The 19,556-nt window shown below is 69.0% G+C and carries 20 protein-coding genes; 6 read left to right on the top strand and 14 right to left on the bottom strand.

What is annotated here, in order from left to right; genetic code table 11:
* The first annotated feature begins 134 nt into the window (after window positions 1–134).
* From L324_RS21655 to L324_RS21640, 4 genes are read left to right on the top strand one after another with little or no spacing between them, the layout of a single operon-like run.
* A complete protein-coding gene (locus tag L324_RS21655; protein WP_037311493.1) occupies window positions 135–512 on the top strand; it encodes a GntR family transcriptional regulator in 378 nt (125 codons plus the stop codon).
* Complete coding sequence (locus tag L324_RS21650; RefSeq protein ID WP_037311489.1) at window positions 509–1,396, top strand: ABC transporter ATP-binding protein; 888 nt, start codon at window positions 509–511, stop codon at window positions 1,394–1,396. The genes L324_RS21655 and L324_RS21650 overlap by 4 nt, the downstream gene beginning before the upstream one ends.
* Window positions 1,393–2,082 (top strand): hypothetical protein, encoded by a 690-nt coding sequence (locus L324_RS21645; protein WP_037311486.1) that lies wholly within the window; start codon window positions 1,393–1,395, stop codon window positions 2,080–2,082. The genes L324_RS21650 and L324_RS21645 overlap by 4 nt, the downstream gene beginning before the upstream one ends.
* 38 nt (window positions 2,083–2,120) lie before the next feature.
* The gene (locus tag L324_RS21640; RefSeq protein ID WP_037311483.1) at window positions 2,121–2,474 is read left to right on the top strand and encodes a DoxX family protein; all 354 of its coding nucleotides are present in this window, start codon (window positions 2,121–2,123) and stop codon (window positions 2,472–2,474) included.
* Here the strand turns inward: L324_RS21640 and L324_RS21635 are convergent.
* The 13 genes from L324_RS21635 to rsmD all read right to left on the bottom strand — a co-directional run bounded on the left by L324_RS21635 (window position 2,471) and on the right by rsmD (window position 11,966).
* Window positions 2,471–3,655, bottom strand: a complete 1,185-nt coding sequence (locus tag L324_RS21635) for an MAB_1171c family putative transporter (protein ID WP_037311480.1) — start codon at window positions 3,653–3,655, stop codon at window positions 2,471–2,473. The genes L324_RS21640 and L324_RS21635 overlap by 4 nt on opposite strands.
* The gene (locus L324_RS21630) at window positions 3,652–4,215 is read right to left on the bottom strand and encodes a hypothetical protein (RefSeq protein ID WP_037311476.1); all 564 of its coding nucleotides are present in this window, start codon (window positions 4,213–4,215) and stop codon (window positions 3,652–3,654) included. Before L324_RS21630 ends, L324_RS21635 begins: the two co-directional genes overlap by 4 nt.
* A complete protein-coding gene (locus L324_RS21625) occupies window positions 4,216–4,656 on the bottom strand; it encodes a helix-turn-helix domain-containing protein (protein ID WP_037311474.1) in 441 nt (146 codons plus the stop codon). It abuts the gene before it with no gap.
* Between the two features lie 68 nt (window positions 4,657–4,724).
* A complete protein-coding gene (gene mutM, locus L324_RS21620; RefSeq protein ID WP_037311471.1) occupies window positions 4,725–5,585 on the bottom strand; it encodes a bifunctional DNA-formamidopyrimidine glycosylase/DNA-(apurinic or apyrimidinic site) lyase in 861 nt (286 codons plus the stop codon).
* Window positions 5,586–5,671: 86 nt separating this feature from the next.
* The gene (rnc, locus tag L324_RS21615; RefSeq protein WP_161780873.1) at window positions 5,672–6,418 is read right to left on the bottom strand and encodes a ribonuclease III; all 747 of its coding nucleotides are present in this window, start codon (window positions 6,416–6,418) and stop codon (window positions 5,672–5,674) included.
* A gap of 15 nt (window positions 6,419–6,433) precedes the next feature.
* A complete protein-coding gene (gene rpmF / locus L324_RS21610) occupies window positions 6,434–6,616 on the bottom strand; it encodes a 50S ribosomal protein L32 (protein ID WP_005160412.1) in 183 nt (60 codons plus the stop codon).
* A 72-nt stretch (window positions 6,617–6,688) separates the two neighbouring features.
* Window positions 6,689–7,306 carry a YceD family protein gene (locus L324_RS21605; protein WP_037311465.1) on the bottom strand — a complete coding sequence of 206 codons (618 nt, stop codon included), beginning with the start codon at window positions 7,304–7,306 and terminating at the stop codon, window positions 6,689–6,691.
* Between the two features lie 533 nt (window positions 7,307–7,839).
* On the bottom strand, window positions 7,840–8,565 hold the full coding sequence (locus tag L324_RS21600; RefSeq protein WP_037311462.1) for a DivIVA domain-containing protein: 726 nt from the start codon (window positions 8,563–8,565) through the stop codon (window positions 7,840–7,842).
* Between the two features lie 120 nt (window positions 8,566–8,685).
* Window positions 8,686–9,480 carry a hypothetical protein gene (locus L324_RS21595; protein ID WP_037311459.1) on the bottom strand — a complete coding sequence of 265 codons (795 nt, stop codon included), beginning with the start codon at window positions 9,478–9,480 and terminating at the stop codon, window positions 8,686–8,688.
* Window positions 9,480–10,004: an RNA polymerase sigma factor gene (locus L324_RS21590; protein ID WP_037311454.1), complete on the bottom strand. Its 525-nt coding sequence runs from the start codon at window positions 10,002–10,004 to the stop codon at window positions 9,480–9,482. The genes L324_RS21595 and L324_RS21590 overlap by 1 nt, the downstream gene beginning before the upstream one ends.
* Window positions 10,005–10,071: 67 nt before the next feature.
* Window positions 10,072–10,776, bottom strand: coding sequence for a ribonuclease domain-containing protein (locus L324_RS21585; protein ID WP_037311451.1), 705 nt, complete (start codon window positions 10,774–10,776; stop codon window positions 10,072–10,074).
* A gap of 99 nt (window positions 10,777–10,875) precedes the next feature.
* Window positions 10,876–11,358 (bottom strand): pantetheine-phosphate adenylyltransferase, encoded by a 483-nt coding sequence (gene coaD, locus L324_RS21580; RefSeq protein ID WP_037311447.1) that lies wholly within the window; start codon window positions 11,356–11,358, stop codon window positions 10,876–10,878.
* A 53-nt stretch (window positions 11,359–11,411) separates the two neighbouring features.
* Window positions 11,412–11,966: a 16S rRNA (guanine(966)-N(2))-methyltransferase RsmD gene (rsmD, locus tag L324_RS21575; protein WP_037311444.1), complete on the bottom strand. Its 555-nt coding sequence runs from the start codon at window positions 11,964–11,966 to the stop codon at window positions 11,412–11,414.
* Between the two features lie 122 nt (window positions 11,967–12,088).
* Here rsmD and L324_RS21570 point away from each other — a divergent pair, with 122 nt between their 5' ends.
* Window positions 12,089–14,203, top strand: coding sequence for a HelD family protein (locus L324_RS21570; RefSeq protein ID WP_037311441.1), 2,115 nt, complete (start codon window positions 12,089–12,091; stop codon window positions 14,201–14,203).
* Between the two features lie 264 nt (window positions 14,204–14,467).
* Here the strand turns inward: L324_RS21570 and L324_RS21565 are convergent, their stop codons facing one another.
* A complete protein-coding gene (locus L324_RS21565) occupies window positions 14,468–18,283 on the bottom strand; it encodes an nSTAND1 domain-containing NTPase (RefSeq protein WP_438938462.1) in 3,816 nt (1,271 codons plus the stop codon).
* A gap of 189 nt (window positions 18,284–18,472) precedes the next feature.
* On the opposite strand from L324_RS21565, the gene L324_RS21560 reads away from it, so the two are divergent.
* On the top strand, window positions 18,473–19,468 hold the full coding sequence (locus tag L324_RS21560) for an LLM class flavin-dependent oxidoreductase (protein WP_173426386.1): 996 nt from the start codon (window positions 18,473–18,475) through the stop codon (window positions 19,466–19,468).
* The last annotated feature ends 88 nt before the right edge of the window (window positions 19,469–19,556 follow it).

The raw sequence follows: 19,556 nt of genomic DNA, 5'->3' as shown, positions 1-19,556 counted from the left end.
AAGGTACCACGCATTGCACAGTAGTGCGCACGGCGGAGGCGACTTGCGTCCGACGGGGGGTTCATGGGTTACTTAGTCCAGTAATGAACCATCGCACCTGACGTGGGTGCACGAAGACTGGGGACGGAGGTGTCGTGCTCGACGAAGGAACGCCCCTGTTCGTGCAGATCGCCGAACAGATCGCCGACGACATCGCCGAGGGAAGCCTGGCCGAGGGGGAACGCGTGCCGTCAACCAACGAACTCGCCGCCTTCTACCGGATCAATCCGGCGACGGCGGCCAAGGGAATCAACGTGCTCGCCGACGACGGCCTGCTCGAAAAGCGGCGCGGCATCGGGATGTTCGTCGCCGCCGGAGCGCGGGAGAAGCTGCTCACCGACCGGCGGAAACGGTTCGCCGAGCAGTACCTCGACCCGATGCTCGTCGAAGCGAGGCGCCTCGGCATCGACGACGAAGCCCTGATCTCGCTCATTCGCGGGAACGGACACCAGAACGGAGGACCGGCCGCATGACGCCGACCATTTCGACCACCGGCCTGACCCGGCGCTACGGCGACCACCTCGCGCTCGGCGACGTGACGGTCGACATCGAAGAAGGCAAGATCACCGGCCTGCTGGGCCGCAACGGCGCGGGCAAGAGCACCTTCCTGCGCATCATCACCGCGCAGGAGTTCGCCAGCGCGGGCACCGTCCGCGTGTTCGGGGAAAGCCCGGTGGAGAACGAGCGGGTGCTCCAGCGCCTGGTGCTCGTCCGCGAGGACCAGCAGTTCCCGGACTTCAAGGTGCGCCACGCCCTCGCGGCGGCGTCGTGGTTCTACCCGAACTGGGACGCCGAACTGGCCGACACCCTGCTCCGCGACTTCGACCTGCCGACGAAGCGGCCGATCAAGAAGCTCTCGCGGGGGATGCGCTCGGCGCTGTCGATCACCATCGGGCTGGCGGCACGCGCGGAACTCACGCTGCTCGACGAGCCGTACGCCGGCCTCGACGCCGTCGCGCGGCAGCTGTTCTACGACCGCTTGCTCGACGACTACTCGGCTCATCCGCGCACGGTGCTGCTCTCCACGCACCTGATCGACGAGGTGGCCGATCTGCTGGAGCACGTCGTGATGATCGACAAGGGCCGCGTGGTCCTCGACGCGCCCGCCGACGACCTGCGCGGCGCGGCCGCCACGGTCAGCGGACCGGCCACGGCGGTGGAGACCTTCGTCGCCGGACGGCGGGTACTGCACCGCCGCAAGATCGGTTCGCGGGCTTCGGTCACCATCGCCGACGCGGTCGACGCCGCGGCGAAGGCGCGGGCCCAGGCCCTGCACCTGAAGCTGGAACCGTTGTCCCTGCAGCAATTGATGGTGCACACCTCCAACGGACAGACCGCAGAGGAGGCGTCCGCATGAACACCCTGATCAAGGTCGCGCGTTACCACCTGGTGGACCGGATCCAGTTCGTGGTCCTTCCGATCGGTGTCACGTTCTTCGCGTTCTTCGTCAACCTCGCCATTTTCTCACTGCTGCCCGAAACCCCCGAAGAGAACTACTCGGGTGGCCTGGCGACGATGTACGTGTTCATGCTCGTCTGCGGCGCCTTGAGCATGACGAAATCGCTGCCGTTCGGGCTGGCGCTGGGTGTGTCGAGGCGGTCGTACTACCTGGGCACCGTCCTGCTGATCACCGGGTTGTCCGCGCTGTACTCGGTGGGGATCGCCGTGTTCCAGGCGATCGAGGAGGGCACCGGCGGCTGGGGGCTCGGCCTCCACTACTTCCGGGTCCCCTGGCTGCTCGACGGCTCCTGGTATCTGACGCTGCTCACGTCGTTCGTGTTGCTGGCGCTGATGTTCGTCTACGGCATGTGGTACGGCCTGATCTACCGCCGCGCGGCGGTCGTGGGCGTCGTCCTGTTCTCCGCCGCGCAGGTACTGGTGGCGCTGGGCGGGGTGCTGGTGCTCAGCTGGACCGATTCCTGGTCGAAGCTCGGCGCGTTCTTCAGCACGCTGACCGTGGGCGGGATGACCGGGGTGCTCGCGCTGCTGGTCTGCGTCGCGGGGGCCGGCGGTTTCGCCACCATGCGACGCGTCACCGTCTGACCCGGCCGGAAAACCCTTCCACACCAAGGAGTTCTGCTATGGCCGTGGCTCAGGTGGTGCTGTCGGCGCTGCTCGCCGCGATCTTCGCCGTACTGGGGGTGGCGAAGGTCCTGCGTCAGCCGTCGTTGGTCGCCCGGACCGGGAGACTCGGTTTCGGGGTCCGGGCGGTACAGGGGATCGGCGCGCTGGAGGTCGCCGGGGCGGCCGGACTGGTGGCCGGGCTGTTCTGGCCGCCACTCGGGATCGCCGCGGCGATCGGCCTGGTGGCCTTGCTGATCGGGGCGGCCGTCGCGCATCTACGGGCCGGTGATGGCGGCAAGGACGTCGTCCCGCCGCTCTGGCTCGCGCTGATCGCGGCGGCCACCGCCGTCATCACGATCGTTTCACCTTAAGCGGCAAGGGTTTCGCGTGCTCTGTCCCGGATGCGTCCGACCACGGTCGACCGCCGCCAGGCATGCGTGACTTCCACCAGCCATGCCGCTTCGGTGGCGATGTCGGGCTCGTCGAGGTAGGTCGCCGGAACGTCGTCGGGGGCGAACCGGCGGCCTGCCTCGGAGGCGACGAGCGCGGCGGCCAACGCGGCCGCCTCGATCGTCGCCGGGACACGGGCTTCGGGGATCTTCGCCCGGCGAGCCTCGGCTTCCGCGACCGGCGGCACGTCCGGATCGAAGTACGGGCGCAGCGCGAGATGGCCGTCCCGGATCTCGATCACCCTGCGGTACAAGGCGAATTCGACCCCGCCCGGCATACCGGGGCCCGGGTCCAGCGCGATTCCCGGGACGGCTTCCCGCATCGCCGTCCACAACGGCTCGATCCGGCGGTAGGTCCGGTATGTGCCGAGCAGGCGGAACGGGGTCGCCAGCGCCGGGCCCCACACGCTGAGCGTCGCGCCCGCCCCGGCGAGGCCGACGCTCAGCGCCGCCAAGATCGACGACAGCGTGTCCTCGCCGGCGTCGACCGCGCCGGTGGTGGCGAGGATGTAGATGTCGTCGACGTCCCAGAAGGTCCAGCCCAGCGCGGCGACCCCGCCGCCGACGAGCAGCCACAACCCGGTGCGGAGCGGGCCGGGGTCGGCGTGACGCGCGAAGCGGGCGAAGACGACCGAGAAGGTCAGCAGGCTGATCAGCCCGTAGACGAGGAAGAGGACGTTGTACGCGACGAACCAGCCGAGCCTGCCCGGGCCGGCGGCGGTGTGCTCGCCGACGCGGTAACTGCCGGACAGGAAGAAGAGCGCGATCTCGGCGGCCACCACCGTCCAGGAAAGCATCGCGTGCCAGCCGATCCGCTTGCCCTCCCCCAGTTTCAGCGAATGCGCGAACGCGACCGCGAACGCCATCGCGCCGATCTTGAGCAGATCGGCGGCCAGATTGAGGAGACTGCCGATGGGTTCCTCGATGCCGACGGCGTTCTCCATGGCCGGGGTGAGCAGCATGATGCCGCCCGCGATGCACATCCCGAAGCCGCTGAGGAACCACATCCGCCGCAACGGCTGGGTGTGGCGGGCCTGGATCAGCTTGTAACCGAAGCCCGCGAAGGCCACCACGCAGCAGAAGTACGCGATGGTCTCGGTCATGGCAGGCGTCGCTTCCGGCTGCCGAAGAGGTTGTCGACCCTGGCCATCCCACCGGCGAGGTCGCTGCCGGTCTCGTCGGTGTGGGCCGCGCCGCGCACCGCCGTCCTGGCGACGCGCTGCGCGAGGAGACTGGCGAGCAACTCGGCCTCCTGCTCCTCGACGGCGCTGTAGCCCGTGCGGCCGAGGACGCGGCGGACGAGTTCGGGCGACAGGTTCGGCATGAGGGCCTTGCTGGCCGCCGCGTCGAGCGCGATGCCGTCGGCGCCCGCGTCCGAGCCGACATGGCCGCACAGCAGGTGGCCGACCTCGTGCAGAAGGATATGCCGCCGGTGCAGGGCGGTGGTGTTGGTCGGGTACAGGATGTAGTCCGCGCGTTCGGTGCTCATCAGTAGCCCGCACGGGCCGCTGGACGGGACGTTGACCTGCATCAACTCGATCGGGCGGCCGCGTTCGGCGGCCAGTTCGGCGATGAAGGCACCGGCGTCGAAGGGTTCGGGAAGACTGACGCCGTCGGCGAGACTCCGGCAGCGGCGCCACAACTCCTTACGGTGGCGGTCCACTCACGCCTCCCTCTTCGTGCCGCCCCGTCCGGATTCCCTGCGGGCGATCGCGTCGATCATGTCGCTGATGGTGTCGAGTCCGTCGGGGGAAAGTGTTACCGCCCGCAGCGCGACGTCGCGGACACCGGCGTCGCGGAGGGCTCCGAGGAGCGCGAGTTCCTCGGCGATCTTGGCACTCTGCTCGTCGTCGAAGAAGTACGCGGGCGAGACGCCGAAGAACTGGGCGAGCGCTTCGAGATGGCGTTTCGTGGGATTGTCGCGGCGACCGGTGCGCAACTGCCACAGGTAGGTCGTCGAGAAGCTCTCGCCGGTGGCCTCTCGGCAGGCCTTGGCGACTTCTTCGTGACTGTACGGCTCTCGATCGGGTCTCAGCACGATCTGGAACAGCTTGTCGATCTTTTCGGCGAGCGTCGTCTTGCCGGGCTCGGTCGCGGCCACCATCCCACTCCCTACATGTCGTGCCCGTTCATGCTAGTTGACCCGATACCCGCATTCATACACGACAGTTTTCACCTCACGCGCGGTCGCGGCTGGCAGCGCGGGCACGAAAAGGACGAACGGTTCATGAAGGGATCGCGCCGGATCGCGGTCCCGCAGCGGCCACAGGGCAAGCCTTCTTGGCCGTAGGCGTCGAGGGAACGGTCGAAATACCCGGATTGGCCGTTGATGTTGACGTAAAGCGCGTCGAACGACGTCCCGCCGGCGACGAGTGCGGCGGCCATTACCTCGCTGGCGGCGGTGAGGACGGCGCGGCCCTGCGCCGCGGTGAGCCTGTCGGTCGGGCGGGCCCAGTGGAGTTTGGACCGCCAGAGTGCTTCGTCCGCGTAGATGTTGCCGATACCGGAGACGAGGGTCTGGTCGAGCAGGGCGCGTTTGATCTCGGTCCGCCTCGACCGCAGGGCACGGACGGCCTGGTCGAGGTCGAACCGCGGGTCCATCGGGTCGCGGGCGATATGCGCGATGGTGCTCGGCAGCGCTGTTCCGTCGACTTCGGTGAGTTCCGCGAGTGCGAGTCCGCCGAAGGTCCGCTGGTCGACGAAGCGCAACTCCGGGCCGTCGTCGGCGAAGCGGAACCGCACGCGAAGGTGCTTCTCGTCAGGCGCGTCTTGAGGTTGGACGAGCATCTGGCCGCTCATGCCCAGATGGGCGAGCATGGCCTGGCCGTCCGACAGCTCCAGCCACAGATACTTGCCGCGACGGCGTGCCGCGGTGATCTTGGTACCGGAAAGCCGTCCGGTGAAGTCCTCGGCGCCGAGTTCGTGGCGACGGATCGCGCGGGCGTGCAGGACTTCGACCTCGGTGATCGTCCGGCCGGAGACATGCGTTTCCAGCCCGGCGCGGACCACCTCGACCTCAGGGAGTTCGGGCATGGTCCCGATTCTCCCATTGACCCTCGTGAGTGGTAATCGCGGTCAGAACCGTCATTACCACTCACGAGGGGCAGTGGTGAGGAGACTCAGGTGGTCTTCGGCGGCTGCTCGACGTCGAGTTCGGCCGAAAGCTGGCGCCAGGCTGTCTCGGCGGCCTTCTGTTCGGCTTCCTTCTTGGTCGTCCCCGAGCCGTAGCCGAGTTCACGCCCGCCGACGAGCACGGTGGCGCTGAACTCCTTACGGTGGTCGGGACCGGTGTCCTCGACCTTGTACTCGGGTACACCGAGCCCTGCCGACGCGGTCAGCTCCTGGAGACTGGTCTTCCAGTCCAGACCGGCACCGCGCAGCGGCGCTTCGGCGAGCAGGCCGTCGAACAGGTGGTGCACGAGCTGACGCGCGATGTCGATGCCGTGCTGCTGGTACGCGGCGCCGATGACGGCTTCGAGACCGTCGGCGAGGATGCTCGCCTTGTCCCGGCCGCCGGTGAGCTCTTCGCCCTTGCCCAGCAACAGGTGCTTGCCCAGCCCGCCTTCACCGAGGCCGCGCGCGACCCGGGCCAGTGCGTGCATGTTGACCACGCTGGCACGGAGCTTCGCGAGCTGCCCCTCGGCCAAGTCGGGATGGGTGTTGTAGAGATGGTCGGTGACGACCATCCCCAGCACCGCGTCGCCGAGGAACTCCAGACGCTCGTTCGGCGGTAACCCACCGTTCTCATAGGCATAAGAACGGTGGGTCAGCGACAGCTTCAGCAGCTCGGGTTCGATGGTGATCCCGAGCGCTTCGAGCAATGGTGCGGGGTCGGCGGGCGGTCCACCGGCCGACTTGCCCCCCATGTCGTCAGCCGCCGATCAGGCGGGCTCGACGACCTGGCGACCGTTGTGCTGGCCGCAGGCCGGGCACGCGATGTGCTGGAGCTTCGGCTGCTTGCAGGCGCGGTTGGAGCAGGGCACCAGCTGAACCGGAGCCGCCTTCCACTGGCTGCGGCGCGCGCGGGTGTTGGATCGCGACATCTTCCGCTTCGGGACGGCCACGAGTAGATCTCCTTCAGACGGTCTGCCCGCGGTCGCGAGCGAACTTGCTTCTCCGGAACGAGCTGGTGCTCGTCAGGCTTGCTTTCCGGGGCCATCGGCCTGGTCATCGCCCGTTTCGTCCTCGAAACGATCGACCAGCGCGGCCCACCGAGGGTCTATCTTCTCATGCCCGTGACCGGGCTCGAGATCGGCCCACTTGACGCCGCATTCGATGCACAGACCCCGGCAGTCCTCGGTGCACAGCGGGGCCAGCGGCAGCGCGAGCACGACCGCGTCGCGGACCGTCGGCTCGAGATCGATCCGGTCGTCCACCAGGCGGGGGATCTCGTCCTCGTCGGTGGTCTCCTCGGTCGCGGAGCCGGGGTAGGCGAAGAGCTCGGTCAGGTCGACCTCGATGTCCTCGGTGATCGGGTCGAGGCATCGCGCGCAGTGGCCCGTCGCGACGGCGGACGCCGTACCGCTGACGAGGACGCCCTCCACGACGGACTCGAGCATCAGGTCGAGTTCCAGGCTGGAGCCGGCGTCGATGGTGATGACGTCGGGCACACCGAGCGCGGTGGCGACGGGGATGGTGCGGTGGACGGCCTTGCTCAGGCCGGCGTGACGGCCGAGTTCACGGGTGTCGAGCACCCATGGGTTCCGGTCGTCCAATTGCGCAGGCCTGGCCTGCGGCGACTTGTTCTCAGACATCGGTGACCAGGGTACGCAGGTGCCGCCACCGGTTTACGGGCACGGTCCGTGAAGCCCCGGCGCGCATGGGACGCGGTGGGGCTCGTGAGTGGTAATGACGGTTCTAACCATCATTACCACTCACGAGACCTGAACGGCTTGATGCCAGTGCCTTGGCCCCGCACGCGGGGCGTAAAGGTCCCCTTGCCTACCCTCAAGGTAGCGAAGGATGCCTTCACTACTTGGCGACCTACGTGGGACTCCCCACAAGACCGGGGCCTGTCCGCAAAGGACAGTTTCGGCGACCCGGCGTCCGGTTGATGCCTAAATGCACGTTCCTGAACGGGGTCGTGAGTGGCAAAGAGCGTTCTAACGCTCTTTGCCACTCACGACCACCTCGCGAAACCGCACAAACGACCCAAGTCGGACACTTGTCTTCAGAAGGGTGCCTTTCGGAGCCGTGGCCCGGCTTCTGCCAGCCAGTCCGGACGCTCGCCGGGGCACGGCATCTCTGCCTCACCCCTCAATAACCGACACGGCCGCGCACGACGCTGTCAGGATTGGTAGTCGTACAGGGAGGTCCGGCTGTTGCCCGGCAGGTTGACCGGGGACCGCAGGTGGTTGCGGCCGGAATCGACCGTCCGCAGCGTGGTGGCCAGCAGTTCGGAGAACTCGGCGAGCTTGCCGTCGACGTAGGCGTCGCAGTCGCTCCGCTGCTTGTCGGCCTCGACATGCGCCTCGTCGACGATGCGCGCCGCCTCGCCGTGCGCGGCCTGGACGACCTCGGTCTGCGAGACGAGCCGGGCCTGCTCGGCGCGGCCGTCCTCGATGGCGCGCTCGTAGGCGTCGCGGCCTGCCTGGATCATCCGCTCCGACTCGGCCCGCGAACGGTCGGTGAGGTTCTGGAACTCGGCCTGCCCGGCGGCGACCATGCGCTCGGCCTCGTTGTGCGCGTCGCCCATCATCTGTTCGGCGCGGGCGCGGGCGTCGGCGAGGATGCGCTCGGCTTCGGCCTGTGCTTCGGCGACCGTGCGGTCCGCCTCGGTGTTCGCCGTGGAGATCGTCTCCGCCGCCTCGGTACGGGCGGTCTGGATCAGCTGGTCACGTTTGTCGAGGACGTCCTGGGCGTCGTCCACCTCGCCCGGCAGGGCGTCGCGGATGTCGTCGAGCAGTTCGAGGGTGTCCCCCCGCGGTACGACGCAACTGGAGGTCATCGGCACGCCGCGGGCTTCCTCCACGATGGTGACGAGCTCGTCGAGCGCCTCGAAAACCCGGTACACGGCCCACTCCCTACCTACAGCGATCCCCACATTCCCTGAGATCAGTTTGCCCTCATCGCCGCCGTAAGGGGTGAAAGCGCGCGGTACCGGGCGTGTCCCGCCCGGTACCGCGCGCCATGATCACCGAAGGGTCAGCTCCGGATCCAGGACGAGCCTCAGCAACTGCTGGTCGTTCAGCGACGGCCCGCGGGGGCCGCTCAGTGCCCCGAGGTCCGTCACGGTGACCGCGGTGCCGTCGGGCAGGAACGCGATCGCGTCGCGGCCGCTGACCGATTCGACGGTCGTCCCCTTCAGATCCGCCCCGGGATTGCCCTTCTCCATGATCACGACCCGCGTCCCGCCCGACTGGGGCAGCACCTCGCACCGCAGGGGCGTCCCGTCCGGCAACGTGACCGCGGGGCCTCCGGGGCAGGCTGCCCGGTCGGAATAGCCCTTCTTGGTGGAGACCACCCCGGTGAGCGTCACGTTGAACCCCCGTTCCACGTTCGAGGCGTCCCGATAACGCACGCTCGCGGTCATCTGGTCCCACTCGGCCGGGTAGTAGTCCTGTTCGAACTTGCCGAACTTGAACTCGGTCGCGCCGGGCAGCAGAGTCATGACCGTCTTCTGCAGATGTTCGAGGTTCCGGGCCTTCTGCGCGGTGAGATCCACCAAGGGCGTGTTCTCGTCCGGCCTCACCTGAGGCGGGAGCGCCGAGGACGTGGGAGCGGCAGGCGACACCTTCACCGGCCCGTCCCCCGGTGCCACGAACACCACCGCCGCCGCGATCACCGCGAGTGTCGCGACCCCGGTCGCGACGACCCCCCGCCGGTTCCGCAGCTTCTTCGCCGCGGTCCCGGCGACCTCGTCCGGATCGAAACCGAGCGGTGGCTCGGCCAGTTTGATCCCGCGCAGCCTGTTTTCGAGTTCGTCCATCACGCGCTCCTCCCGGAGACAGCCTCGTCGTGCTGTCTCTTCAGTGCCGCGCGCAGGACGTCGAGTCCCCGCGCGGCCTGGCTCCTGACCGTCCCTTCCGAACAGCGCAGCGCGACGGCGACCTCCGCGACCGGGAGATCGGCGCAGTAGCGCAGCACGACGGCGGCGCGCTGTTTCGGTGGAACCTCAGCGAGGGCGCGAAGCAGCGAATCCGAGATCCCGGCATCGGCACTGCCGGCCGGGGCCACCGACTCTTCGGGGACGACGCCGTCGCGGTTCTCTCTGCTCCGCCATGGTCGTCGCCGCTCGTCGAGCCAGCAGCGCATCAGGATCTGCCTCGTGTAGTTGTCGACGGGCCCTTTCCGGCGGACCTTCGGCCAGACCCGGTAGAGCTTGATGAGCGCGACTTGGACCAGGTCCTCCGCGAGATGCCAGTCGCCGCAGAGCAAGTACGCCGTCCGTCTCAGCGGTAGCGCCTTTTCCCTGGCGAACTCCCTGAAGCTCGCATCGTCCCCAGACCGCATCGTGCCTCCTCGTCGGTGTTCCGGTGTATCTCACGGACGAGGAGGCACGAAATGTTGCACGGGCGGGTCAGCCGGCGAGATTCACCAGCTTGAAGGTCGCGTAGCGGTCCGGCGTGTAGATGATCTCGCCGCCCTTGCCGGAGATCACGCGGTCGCTGGTGCCGACCGGGAACAGCTGGTAGTAGCCGGCGGCGCACGACGGCAGCACGGCTTCGCGGTTCTCGTAGACCGTGCCGGTCGCGCCGCCGCGGACCTTGTCCACGACGGACTTCGCCGCGGCGGAGAGCGTCGAGTAACCGACCTTCGCCAGCTTCGAGGTGTCACCGCAGGTCGGCGTCGGCGAAGGCGTGCCGTCGACGTCGATCACGGAGAACGTCGCGTAGTGGTCGCCCGTGTAGAAGAACTCGCCGCCGCTCCCGGTGACGATGCGGCGCGCGCCGCGGTCGGGCGAGCCCGGGGTCGGGACGGTGTACTCGTGGTAGTAGCCCGAAGCGCACTTCGGGAGGATGTTCTCCCGGTTCGAGAAGACCGTTCCGTCCTTGTCCGGGTACGGGAACGGGCCGCCCTTCTTGATGAGGTTGTACGTCGTCGTGGCCTCGGCGGGCAGCGAAGAGAGTGCCGAGTGCTTGAATCCGGTGAGATCCCCACAAGGGTTCTGCTGGACGGAAACGGGCGAGTTCGCGGCCGTGGCCTGCGCGGCACCGATCCCGCCGAAGAAGGTGACTAGCAGAACGAGCAGCGCGGCGGCGATCCGCGATCGTTTGTTGGTCATTTTCGGACCGTAACCCGATCGTGTGTTCACCAGAAGGCGTGAAGGTGAACTCTCCCTCGCCGCTCACCACAAGCCGACCAACGGCTTCGGCCGTTCGGGTCAACCTCGTTCGGAGTACTTCTCCATGAGCCGTTTGAACACTATCGGCGGGACCAGATGCTCGATGTCGCCACCGAGCGCGGCGACCTCCTTGACGAGCGAACTGGAGACGAAGCCGTACGCCGGGTTGTTCGCCATCAGCAGCGTCTCGAGCCCGGTCAGCTCGCGGTTCATCTGTGCCATCTGGAGTTCGTAGTCGAAGTCGCTGACCGAGCGGAGCCCCTTCGCGACGGCGACGATGTCGTTCTCGCGGCAGTAGTCGACCAGGAGCCCCTGCCAGGAGTCGACGCGCACGTTCGGCAGCTTCGCGGTGATCTCGCGCAGCATGTCCATCCGTTCCTCGACGGTGAACAGGCCCTTCTTGCTCTTGTTCACCCCCACCGCGACGACGACCTCGTCGAACAGCTTGGCCGCCCGTTCGATGATGTCGAGATGTCCATTGGTGGCCGGGTCGTAGGACCCGGAACAGACCGCACGCCGCATGCGCGGACGCTACCAAGGAGAGGGGACCCCCGCGCGTTCATCCGTGCGCCGTCTCACACCTGATATTCCGCCCAGTACAGCGCGGTGTCGCCGTAGCGCTTGGTCCGCATCGGCTCGAAACCCGCCGCCCAGTCCGGTTCGCCGTCCCGCGCGGCCCGTTCGATCACCACCAGGGCCCCGTCCGCGACCCAGCGGTTCGCCGCGAGCGCGGCCATGACCTCCCCCAGCCGGGTGGAATCCACAGCGTACGGCGGGTCCGCGAGGACGATGTCGAACGTTTCCGGCGCCGGAGCGGCGACGACGGCCTCGACGGCGCCCGCCCGGACCGTGCCGCCCAGCCCCAGCGCGGCGACGTTCCCCTTGAGCACTTCGGCCGCGCGCCTGTCCGACTCGACGAACAGCGCGCCCGCCGCCCCGCGCGACAGCGCCTCCAGGCCGAGCGCGCCCGAACCGGCGTAAAGGTCGAGGACCTGGGCGCCCTGCAGTTCGCCGGCGACCTCCAACGCGTTGAACAGCGCTTCGCGCACGCGTTCCGAGGTGGGCCTCGTGCCCTTCGGAGGGACCTTCAACCGCCTGCCGCCCGCGGTCCCCGCCACGATCCTGGTCATTGGAGCATCGTGCCTCAACGACATCCACCGTGACGTAGGACGGGACTTGGTGATGCCGCCGCTCACCTCGCGTAGAGTCGTCCTTCGCCCTCGGAGGCGATAGAAGCGTTTAGGAGCGTTGCGTGTCCGAACCTCGGGTCAGACGGGCCGAGATCGCCATCGAGCAAGCCCATGTGGACAGGGTCTACACCCGGCTCGCCGAACTGCGAGCCCAGGCAGAGGCCATGCGTACCAAGGGCTATGAGATCGGCCATGGCGCGGGGCGTGAAGCGATCTTCGAACAGGCGTCGATGCTGTTCGAACGCGACATGATGGTCTACCACGCCAACCAGACCCTCCAGACCCTCGACGCGGAGTACGAGGGCCTGGTGTTCGGCAGGCTCGACCACCTCGACAACGACCACATCTACGTCGGCCGTCTCGGCATCCGCGACGCCGAGTTCGACAACCTCGTCACCGACTGGCGCGCGCCCGCGGCGGCGGCGTTCTACCAGGCGACCGCCGAAGAACCGATGGACGTCGTCCGGCGCCGGGTGATCCGGTGCTCCGGGCAGAACGTGCTCGATGTAGACGACGACGTCCTGATCGCCGACGCCGTCCCCGAGAACATGCAGATCGTCGGCGAGGGCGCGCTGATGGCGGCCCTCGGGCGGTCGCGCGGCGAGAAGATGCGGGACATCGTCGCGACCATCCAGAAGGAGCAGGACGAGGTCATCCGGGCGCCGTGGCGCGGGGTCACCGAGATCACCGGCGGCCCCGGCACCGGCAAGACCGCGGTCGCGCTGCACCGCGCGGCGTACCTGCTCTACCGCCACCGCCGCCAGCTCGGTGGCGCGGGCGTGCTGGTGATCGGCCCGTCCGGGGTGTTCACCAGCTACATCTCGCGGGTGCTGCCGTCGATGGGTGAGACGAACGTCGAACTGCGCGCGCTCGGCGAGGTCCTCGACGGCCTCGAAGCGACCCGTCAGGACGCGGCGCCGCTGGCGGCGATCAAGGGATCGCTGCGGATGCGCAAGATCCTCCTGCGGGCGCTGCGGGACACGCCGGAAGACGCGCCCGAGGACATGAAGATCGTCTACCGCGGCGAGGTGCTGCGGCTGAACGCGCGCGAGCTCGACAAGGTGCGCCGCAAGGTCCACACCGCGGGCGGGCCGCCGAACCGGTCGCGGATCCGCGCCGCCGAGCTGCTGCTCGACGCGCTCGCCGCGAAGGCGGAGCAGCACGCGAAGGACGACGGCCGTCAGATCGACAAGGCCGAGCTGATCACCGAACTCGGCGAGCGCATCGAGTTCCACCGGTTCCTGGTGGTCTGGTGGCCGATCCTGTACCCGGCGCAGATCCTGCGCTGGCTCGGCACCGAGAAGCGGCTCGCCGCCGCGGCGAAGGGCCTGCTCAACCGCGCCGAGATCACCATGCTCGCCGCCGACTTCGCCGACCGCTCGCGCGGCTGGACCATCGCGGACGTCGCGCTCCTCGACGAGCTGCGCGTCCTGATCGGGCAGCCGCCCAAGAGCCGCCGCGGCAGGCAGAGCATCGAGGTCAACCCGGAGCGCGGCGGCGCCCCGACCCGGCCGGAGCACTACGACGAGTACTCGCACGTGGTCGTCGACGAGTCGCAGGACCTTTCGCCGATGCAGTGGCGGATGGTCGGGCGGCGCGGCAAGTACGCGAGCTGGACCGTGGTCGGCGACCCGGTGCAGAGTTCGTGGCCGGATCCGGCCGAGGCGGCCATGGCGCGGGACCAGGCCTTCGGGCTCAAGACCACGCGGCGCCGGTTCACCCTCCGCACCAACTACCGGAACTCGGCGGAGATCTTCGACCTGGCCGCGAAGGTCGTCGCCGGGCACGCCGAGGCCGACGAGCTCCCGCGCGCGGTGCGGCAGACCGGCATCACGCCGGAGGTCCGGCCGGTCGAGGCCGCCGGGCTGGAGGCGGCGACGCAGGCCGCGGTGAAGGAGCTGATGGGGGCCGTCGAAGGCACCGTCGGCGTGATCACCGCCATGGACCGGGTGCCCGAGGTCGAGGGCTGGCTCGCCGAACTGTCGGACGAGCGGCTCAAGGTCGTCGGCAGCCTCGACTCCAAGGGCCTCGAGTACGACGCCGTCGTCCTGGTGGAGCCGAACGACCTCATCACGGAATCGACCACCGGCCGCCGGGTGCTGTACGTGGCCCTGACCCGGGCGACCCAGCAGCTGACGGTCCTGGCCTCGAACCCCGACTGGATCCCGGCCGCCTGACTCTCGCGTTTCGTCCTCTGGATGCGGTAGTTGCGTGTGCAAGTACCGCATCCAGAGGACGAAATGCATGACGGGGCGGGAGCGAAAAAGCTGAAGGGCTCCTTCAGGGCACTGGTGAATGTCCTGAAGGAGCCCTTCAGACCCCCGGTGAGTGAACGATGTGGGGACGCATCGCACGTCCAGGGGTATTTCTACTGCCTCTTCGTTGTTCGGTGTCACGGCACTTTCACCGAACAACAACGCCGAACAACGAATCGGCGGTGGTCACGGGCACGGGGGCCGGTAATCGAGCCCCGGCAGGCGTTGTTCCCACTCCGCCTCCGTGATCCGCGGGGCCACGGTCGCGCAGACCCGCTCGGCGGCGCGTTCGGCGTTCGTCTCCCACAACCGCACGCTGCCGTCCGCGACGGAGGCCGCGAGCGTGTGCCCGTCAGGGGCGAACGCCACGGCGTTGACCCTGTCGACATCCTCGGCCAGCGTCGCCGATTCGCGGACCGTCCCGGGATCGGAGACATCCCATAGTCGCACGGTCCGGTCGTAGCTGCCGGTCGCGAAGGTCTTCCCGTCTCCGCTGAACGCCACCGAGATGACGATGTCGGTATGCCCGGGGACCACCGCGGACTCCCTCGCGGCCGCCGGATTCGACACGTCCCAGATCCGTGCGGTGCGGTCGGCGCCGCCGGTGGCGGCGAGTCGGCCATCCGGACTGAACGCGACGGAGAAGACGGTGTCGGTGTGTCCCTTCAGCACCGAAAGCTGCTTCGGTGCCTTCACCATGGAGACGTCCCACAGCCGCGCCGTGTGATCCCAGCCGCCGGTCAGCAGGGTGCGGCCGTCCGGGGAGAACGCGATCGAATGGACGTCGTCGGCGTGCCCGGTCAGCGTCGCGAGTTCGACGGGTTTCCGGATGTCGGCGACGTCCCACAACTTGACGGTGTGCTCCGCGCCCGCGGTGGCGAGGGTCCGGCCGTCCGGGCTGAACGCGACCGCGTCGATGTCCTCCGAGGGCCGGCTGAAGACACCGGCGTCGACCGGCTTGCGCGGATCGGTCACGTCGATCAGCCGCATCGTGTGATCCCACGAACCGATGGCGAGCGTCCGGCCGTCCGGACTGAACGCGAGACCGCAGGCGCCGCCGCCGAAGCCGGTGATCCTGCCCAGTTCGCGCGGGCTCCGCGGATCGGCGACGTCGTTCAGCCGCACCACCCCGTCCAGGCTCCCGGTGGCCATCGACTTCCCGTCGGCGCTGAAGACCGCCCGGCAGGCCGACCTCGAGGGACCGCTGACCACGGGGCCCGGCAGCTCCCACAGCCGCACCGTCTGGTCGTCGCTCGCGGTCACCAGCGTGCGGCCGTCCGGGAAGAACACCGACCAGACCACCGCCGCGGTGTGCCCGGCGAGCGGCAGTTCCTCACGCGGCTTCCGCGGATCGGTGATGTCCCACAGCCGCGCGTTGCGGTCGAAACCGGTCGAGGCCAGCCTGGTCCCGTCGGGGCTGAACGCCACGGACCGGACGATGGTCTTGTGCGACGCCATGGTCGTCAGCGGCGACGGCGTCATCGGGTCGGTGACGTCCCACAGGCGCACGCTCTGGTCGATGCTCGCGGTGGCGAGCGTCCGGCCGTCCGGGCTGAACGCCGCGGCGTGGACGCCGGCGGTGTGCCCGTTCGCCACGCCCAGCGGCCTGGTCTTGAGCGGATCGGCGACGTCCCACAGCCGCACGGTCTTGTCCGCGCCCGCCGAAACGAGCGTCCGTCCGTCGGGCGCGTAGGCGAGACCGTTGACGTTGCCGGTGTGCCCGGTGAGCGTGGCCACGAGCACCGGTTTCGCGAGATCGCGGACGTCGAACAGCCGGATCGTGCCGTCGCCGTCCGAGGTGGCGAGCACCGGCGCCTTCGGGCTGAACGCGACCGCGTTGACCCGGCTCGGATGCTCCCCGATCACCACACCCGGCCCGGGCTTCGCGGGATCGGCGACGTTCCACAGCCGTGCGGTCTTGTCCCAGCCCGCCGTCGCGACCGCGCCGCCGTCGGCGCTGAACGCCACCGAGTTGACGTTGGCAGTGTGCCCGGACAACGTGGCCAGTTCGCTCGGGTGATAGGGATCCTTGACGTCCCACAGCTTCGCCGTCTGGTCCCAGCTGCCGGTCACCATCACCCGGCCGTCGCCGCGCAGGGCGGCCGAGTTGACCCGGTTGGCGTGCCCGGGGACCCGGGTCGAATACGGCGACGCGACCATCCCGAGCACGCTGCTCCGGGTCTCCGTCCCCGGATCGACGCGGTACGCCGCCAGCGCGAGCTGCGCGGCCAGTGCCGGATTCGTCGCCCGCATCGCGGCGGCCTGCCCGGCGACCTTCTGCGCGAGCGCGCTGTTGCGCTGGCTGGTCGCGGTCTGCTCGGCGCGGACGGCATACACCATCGCGGCCGTCGCCAGCACCAGCAGCACGGCCAGGAGCGCGACCAGCTGACGCAGCCGCCGGGTGCGGCGCCGCGCGATGGCCTGCTCGCGCTTCTCGATGGCGACACTCGCGTCGAGGAACCGGCGTTCACGCTGCGAGAGCGCGCTGTCGTGCTCCCCCGCCCATTCCATGGCGATGGCGAGCCGCGCGCCGCGGTAGAGCCAGCCGTCGTCGCGGTCGACCGATTCCCACGCGTCGGTCGCCTCGGTGAGCTGGCGGTGTACCCGCAGGCCTTCGCGGTCTTCGGCGAGCCACTCGCGCAGCCGCGGCCAGCCGCGGATCAGCGCTTCGTGCGCGATCTCGATGCCGTTGTCGTCGAGGGTGACCAGCCGCGACGACGCCAGCCTGTCCAGTACGACGGCGACGTCCGGATCGTCGGCGTCGACCTCGTCGCGGGTGATGCGGCGTTTGGTGTCCTCGGTGCCCTCGCCGAGCGCGGTCATCCGCAGGAAGATCTGGTTCGCCAGCCGCTGCTGACGCTCGCTCAGCGCGGTGAAGGTGTGCTCGGAGGTCTGCGCGACCGAGCGTTCGATCCCGCCGGTGGATTCGTAGCCGGTGAGGGTGAGGGTGTTGCCGTGGCGGCGGCGCCAGGTCTCCAGCAGCGCGTGCGAGAGCAGCGGCAACACCCCGGGCTGCCCGGTCGCGTCGGCGACGAGGCGGGAGACCAGCGCGTTCTCGACGCGGTACCCGGCGTCGATGGCGGGCCGTGAGATGGCCTGCCGCAGCTCCTCGGTGCTCATCGGGCCGACGAGGATCTGCGCGTCCTGCATGGCCTCGACCAGCTCGGGATGCCGCGCGCAGTGCGTGTAGAAGTCGGTGCGGATGCCGAGGACGACCCTCGTCCGGCTCTCCGGTTCCGCCGTCGCGGTGACGAGCGCGGACAGGAAGGCCGCCCGCTCGTCGGCGTCCTGACAGAGGGTGAAGACCTCTTCGAACTGGTCGACGACCAGGACGACGTCGCCCTCGCGGTCGGCGACCAGCTGACGGGCGGCGAGGCCGAGGTTGCGCGGATGTCCGGTGAACTCGTCGAGCAGGCCGCCGGGCGCGAGCCCGAGCGCCGCGCCGAACTGGACCGCGCACTCCTGCAGCGGACGCGAGCCGGGGGTCATCAGCAACGTGACGGAATTCTCCCCGATGGCGGGCAACAGCCCGGCCCGGAGCAACGACGACTTACCCGAACCGGAGGCGCCCAGAACCGCCAGAAAGCGTTGTCCCGAAAGCCTCGTGACCAGTTTTTGGACAAGTCGTTCGCGACCGAAGAATCGGCTCGCGTCGGCGGGCCCGAATGCGGTCAGGCCGATATAAGGGGGCGATTCCCCATTGGCCGGGGCAACCGGTGAATCGTTGACTCCGGGGCGCGTCCGCTCGGTCACGTCGTGCCATCGGGCCTCCCACTCGGCCTCGGGTCCGTCGCACGCCCGGACATAGGCCAAGGTCACCGCCAAGCTGGGCATCTTCTTCCCGCCGGCGGCTTCGGACAGGGTGCCCGCGGAGTAGTGGGCACGCCTGCCCAGCTCGCGGTACGTGGGATTTCCGGCTTTCTCCCGCAATCGCCGGAGATCGGCGGCGAACTCCAGCAACGGATCGTCCCCGGGGTCCAAAGGTCGCTCCGGACGCGGCACCCTCAATCCTTTCTTTTCAGTGGTTTTCCCACGGTCCCATTTAAGGGGCAACCGTACCGTGGAAACGGACGAAGTTCGCGAGGTACCGGGTCCATCGTGTCCGTTAATTTCGATCGCTTGACCGGCAACTGTGAGGAGCGCCGCCCCGGACCGGGAAGGGATAGGGTGACGGCCGCGTTGTACCGGTGCGTGACCTCCTTGCCTGACATCCCGCTGTCCGTGCTCGACCTCTCGCCCGTCGTGGCCGGGGGCGGCGTTGGCGACTCGCTGCGCAACACCCTCGACCTCGCCCGCCGCACCGAGGCACTGGGCTATCACCGCTACTGGCTCGCCGAGCACCACAACATGCCCGGGATCGCCAGCTCCGCGACCGCCGTGATGATCGGCCAGGTCGCCGCCGCCACCGAACGCATCCGGGTGGGCTCCGGCGGGGTCATGCTGCCGAACCACGCGCCGCTGGTGGTGGCCGAGCAGTTCGGCACCCTGGAGGCGTTCCACCCCGGCCGGATCGACCTCGGCATCGGCCGCGCCCCCGGCACCGACCAGCGGACCGCGCTGGCGCTGCGGGGACCCGGCGGGCTCACCGCGGAGAACTTCCCGCAGCAGTTCGCGGAACTGCTGGCCTACTTCGAGCACTCCGACCAGCGCGCCGTCAACGCCGTGACCGCCGAGGGCAACAAGCCGCCGGTGTGGCTGCTCGGGTCGAGCGGCTTCAGCGCGCGGATGGCGGGCGAACTGGGCCTGCCGTTCTCGTTCGCGCACCACTTCAGCGCCGAGAACACGCTTCCCGCCGTGGCGCTCTACCGCGACTCGTTCAAACCGTCGGACGTCCTGGACGAGCCGTACGTGATGCTCGGCGTGTCCGTGATAGCCGCCGAGACCGACGAACGGGCCCAGTACCTGGCCGGGCCCAGCAGCCTGACCTTCCTCAGCCTGCGCAAGGGGCGTCCCATCCCGCTGCCGACGCCGGAAGAGGCCGCGGCCTATCCGTACACCGACATCGAGCGCGTGTTCATCGAGGACCGGGCTTCGAGCAGCGTCATCGGTTCGCCCGAGACCGTCCACAAGGGACTGGAGACGCTGCTGGCCGACACGGACGCGAACGAGCTGATGATCACGACCATGGTGCACGACCAGGCGGACCGGGTGCGGTCCTACGAACTGGTCGCCAACCTGGCGCGCTGACCGCCTGGGCCTTGTGCCGCCTCGGTGAGTCTCCGTGGGGTGGCCGGCACAGCGGGTCGTGAGCGGTAAGTGTCGTTCTAACGACACT

Source organism: Amycolatopsis orientalis DSM 40040 = KCTC 9412, assembly GCF_000478275.1.
Classification (GTDB): Bacteria; Actinomycetota; Actinomycetes; order Mycobacteriales; family Pseudonocardiaceae; genus Amycolatopsis; species Amycolatopsis orientalis.
Note: the sequence above shows the minus strand (reverse complement) of the source record. Positions and strands in the feature narration are given on the sequence as shown.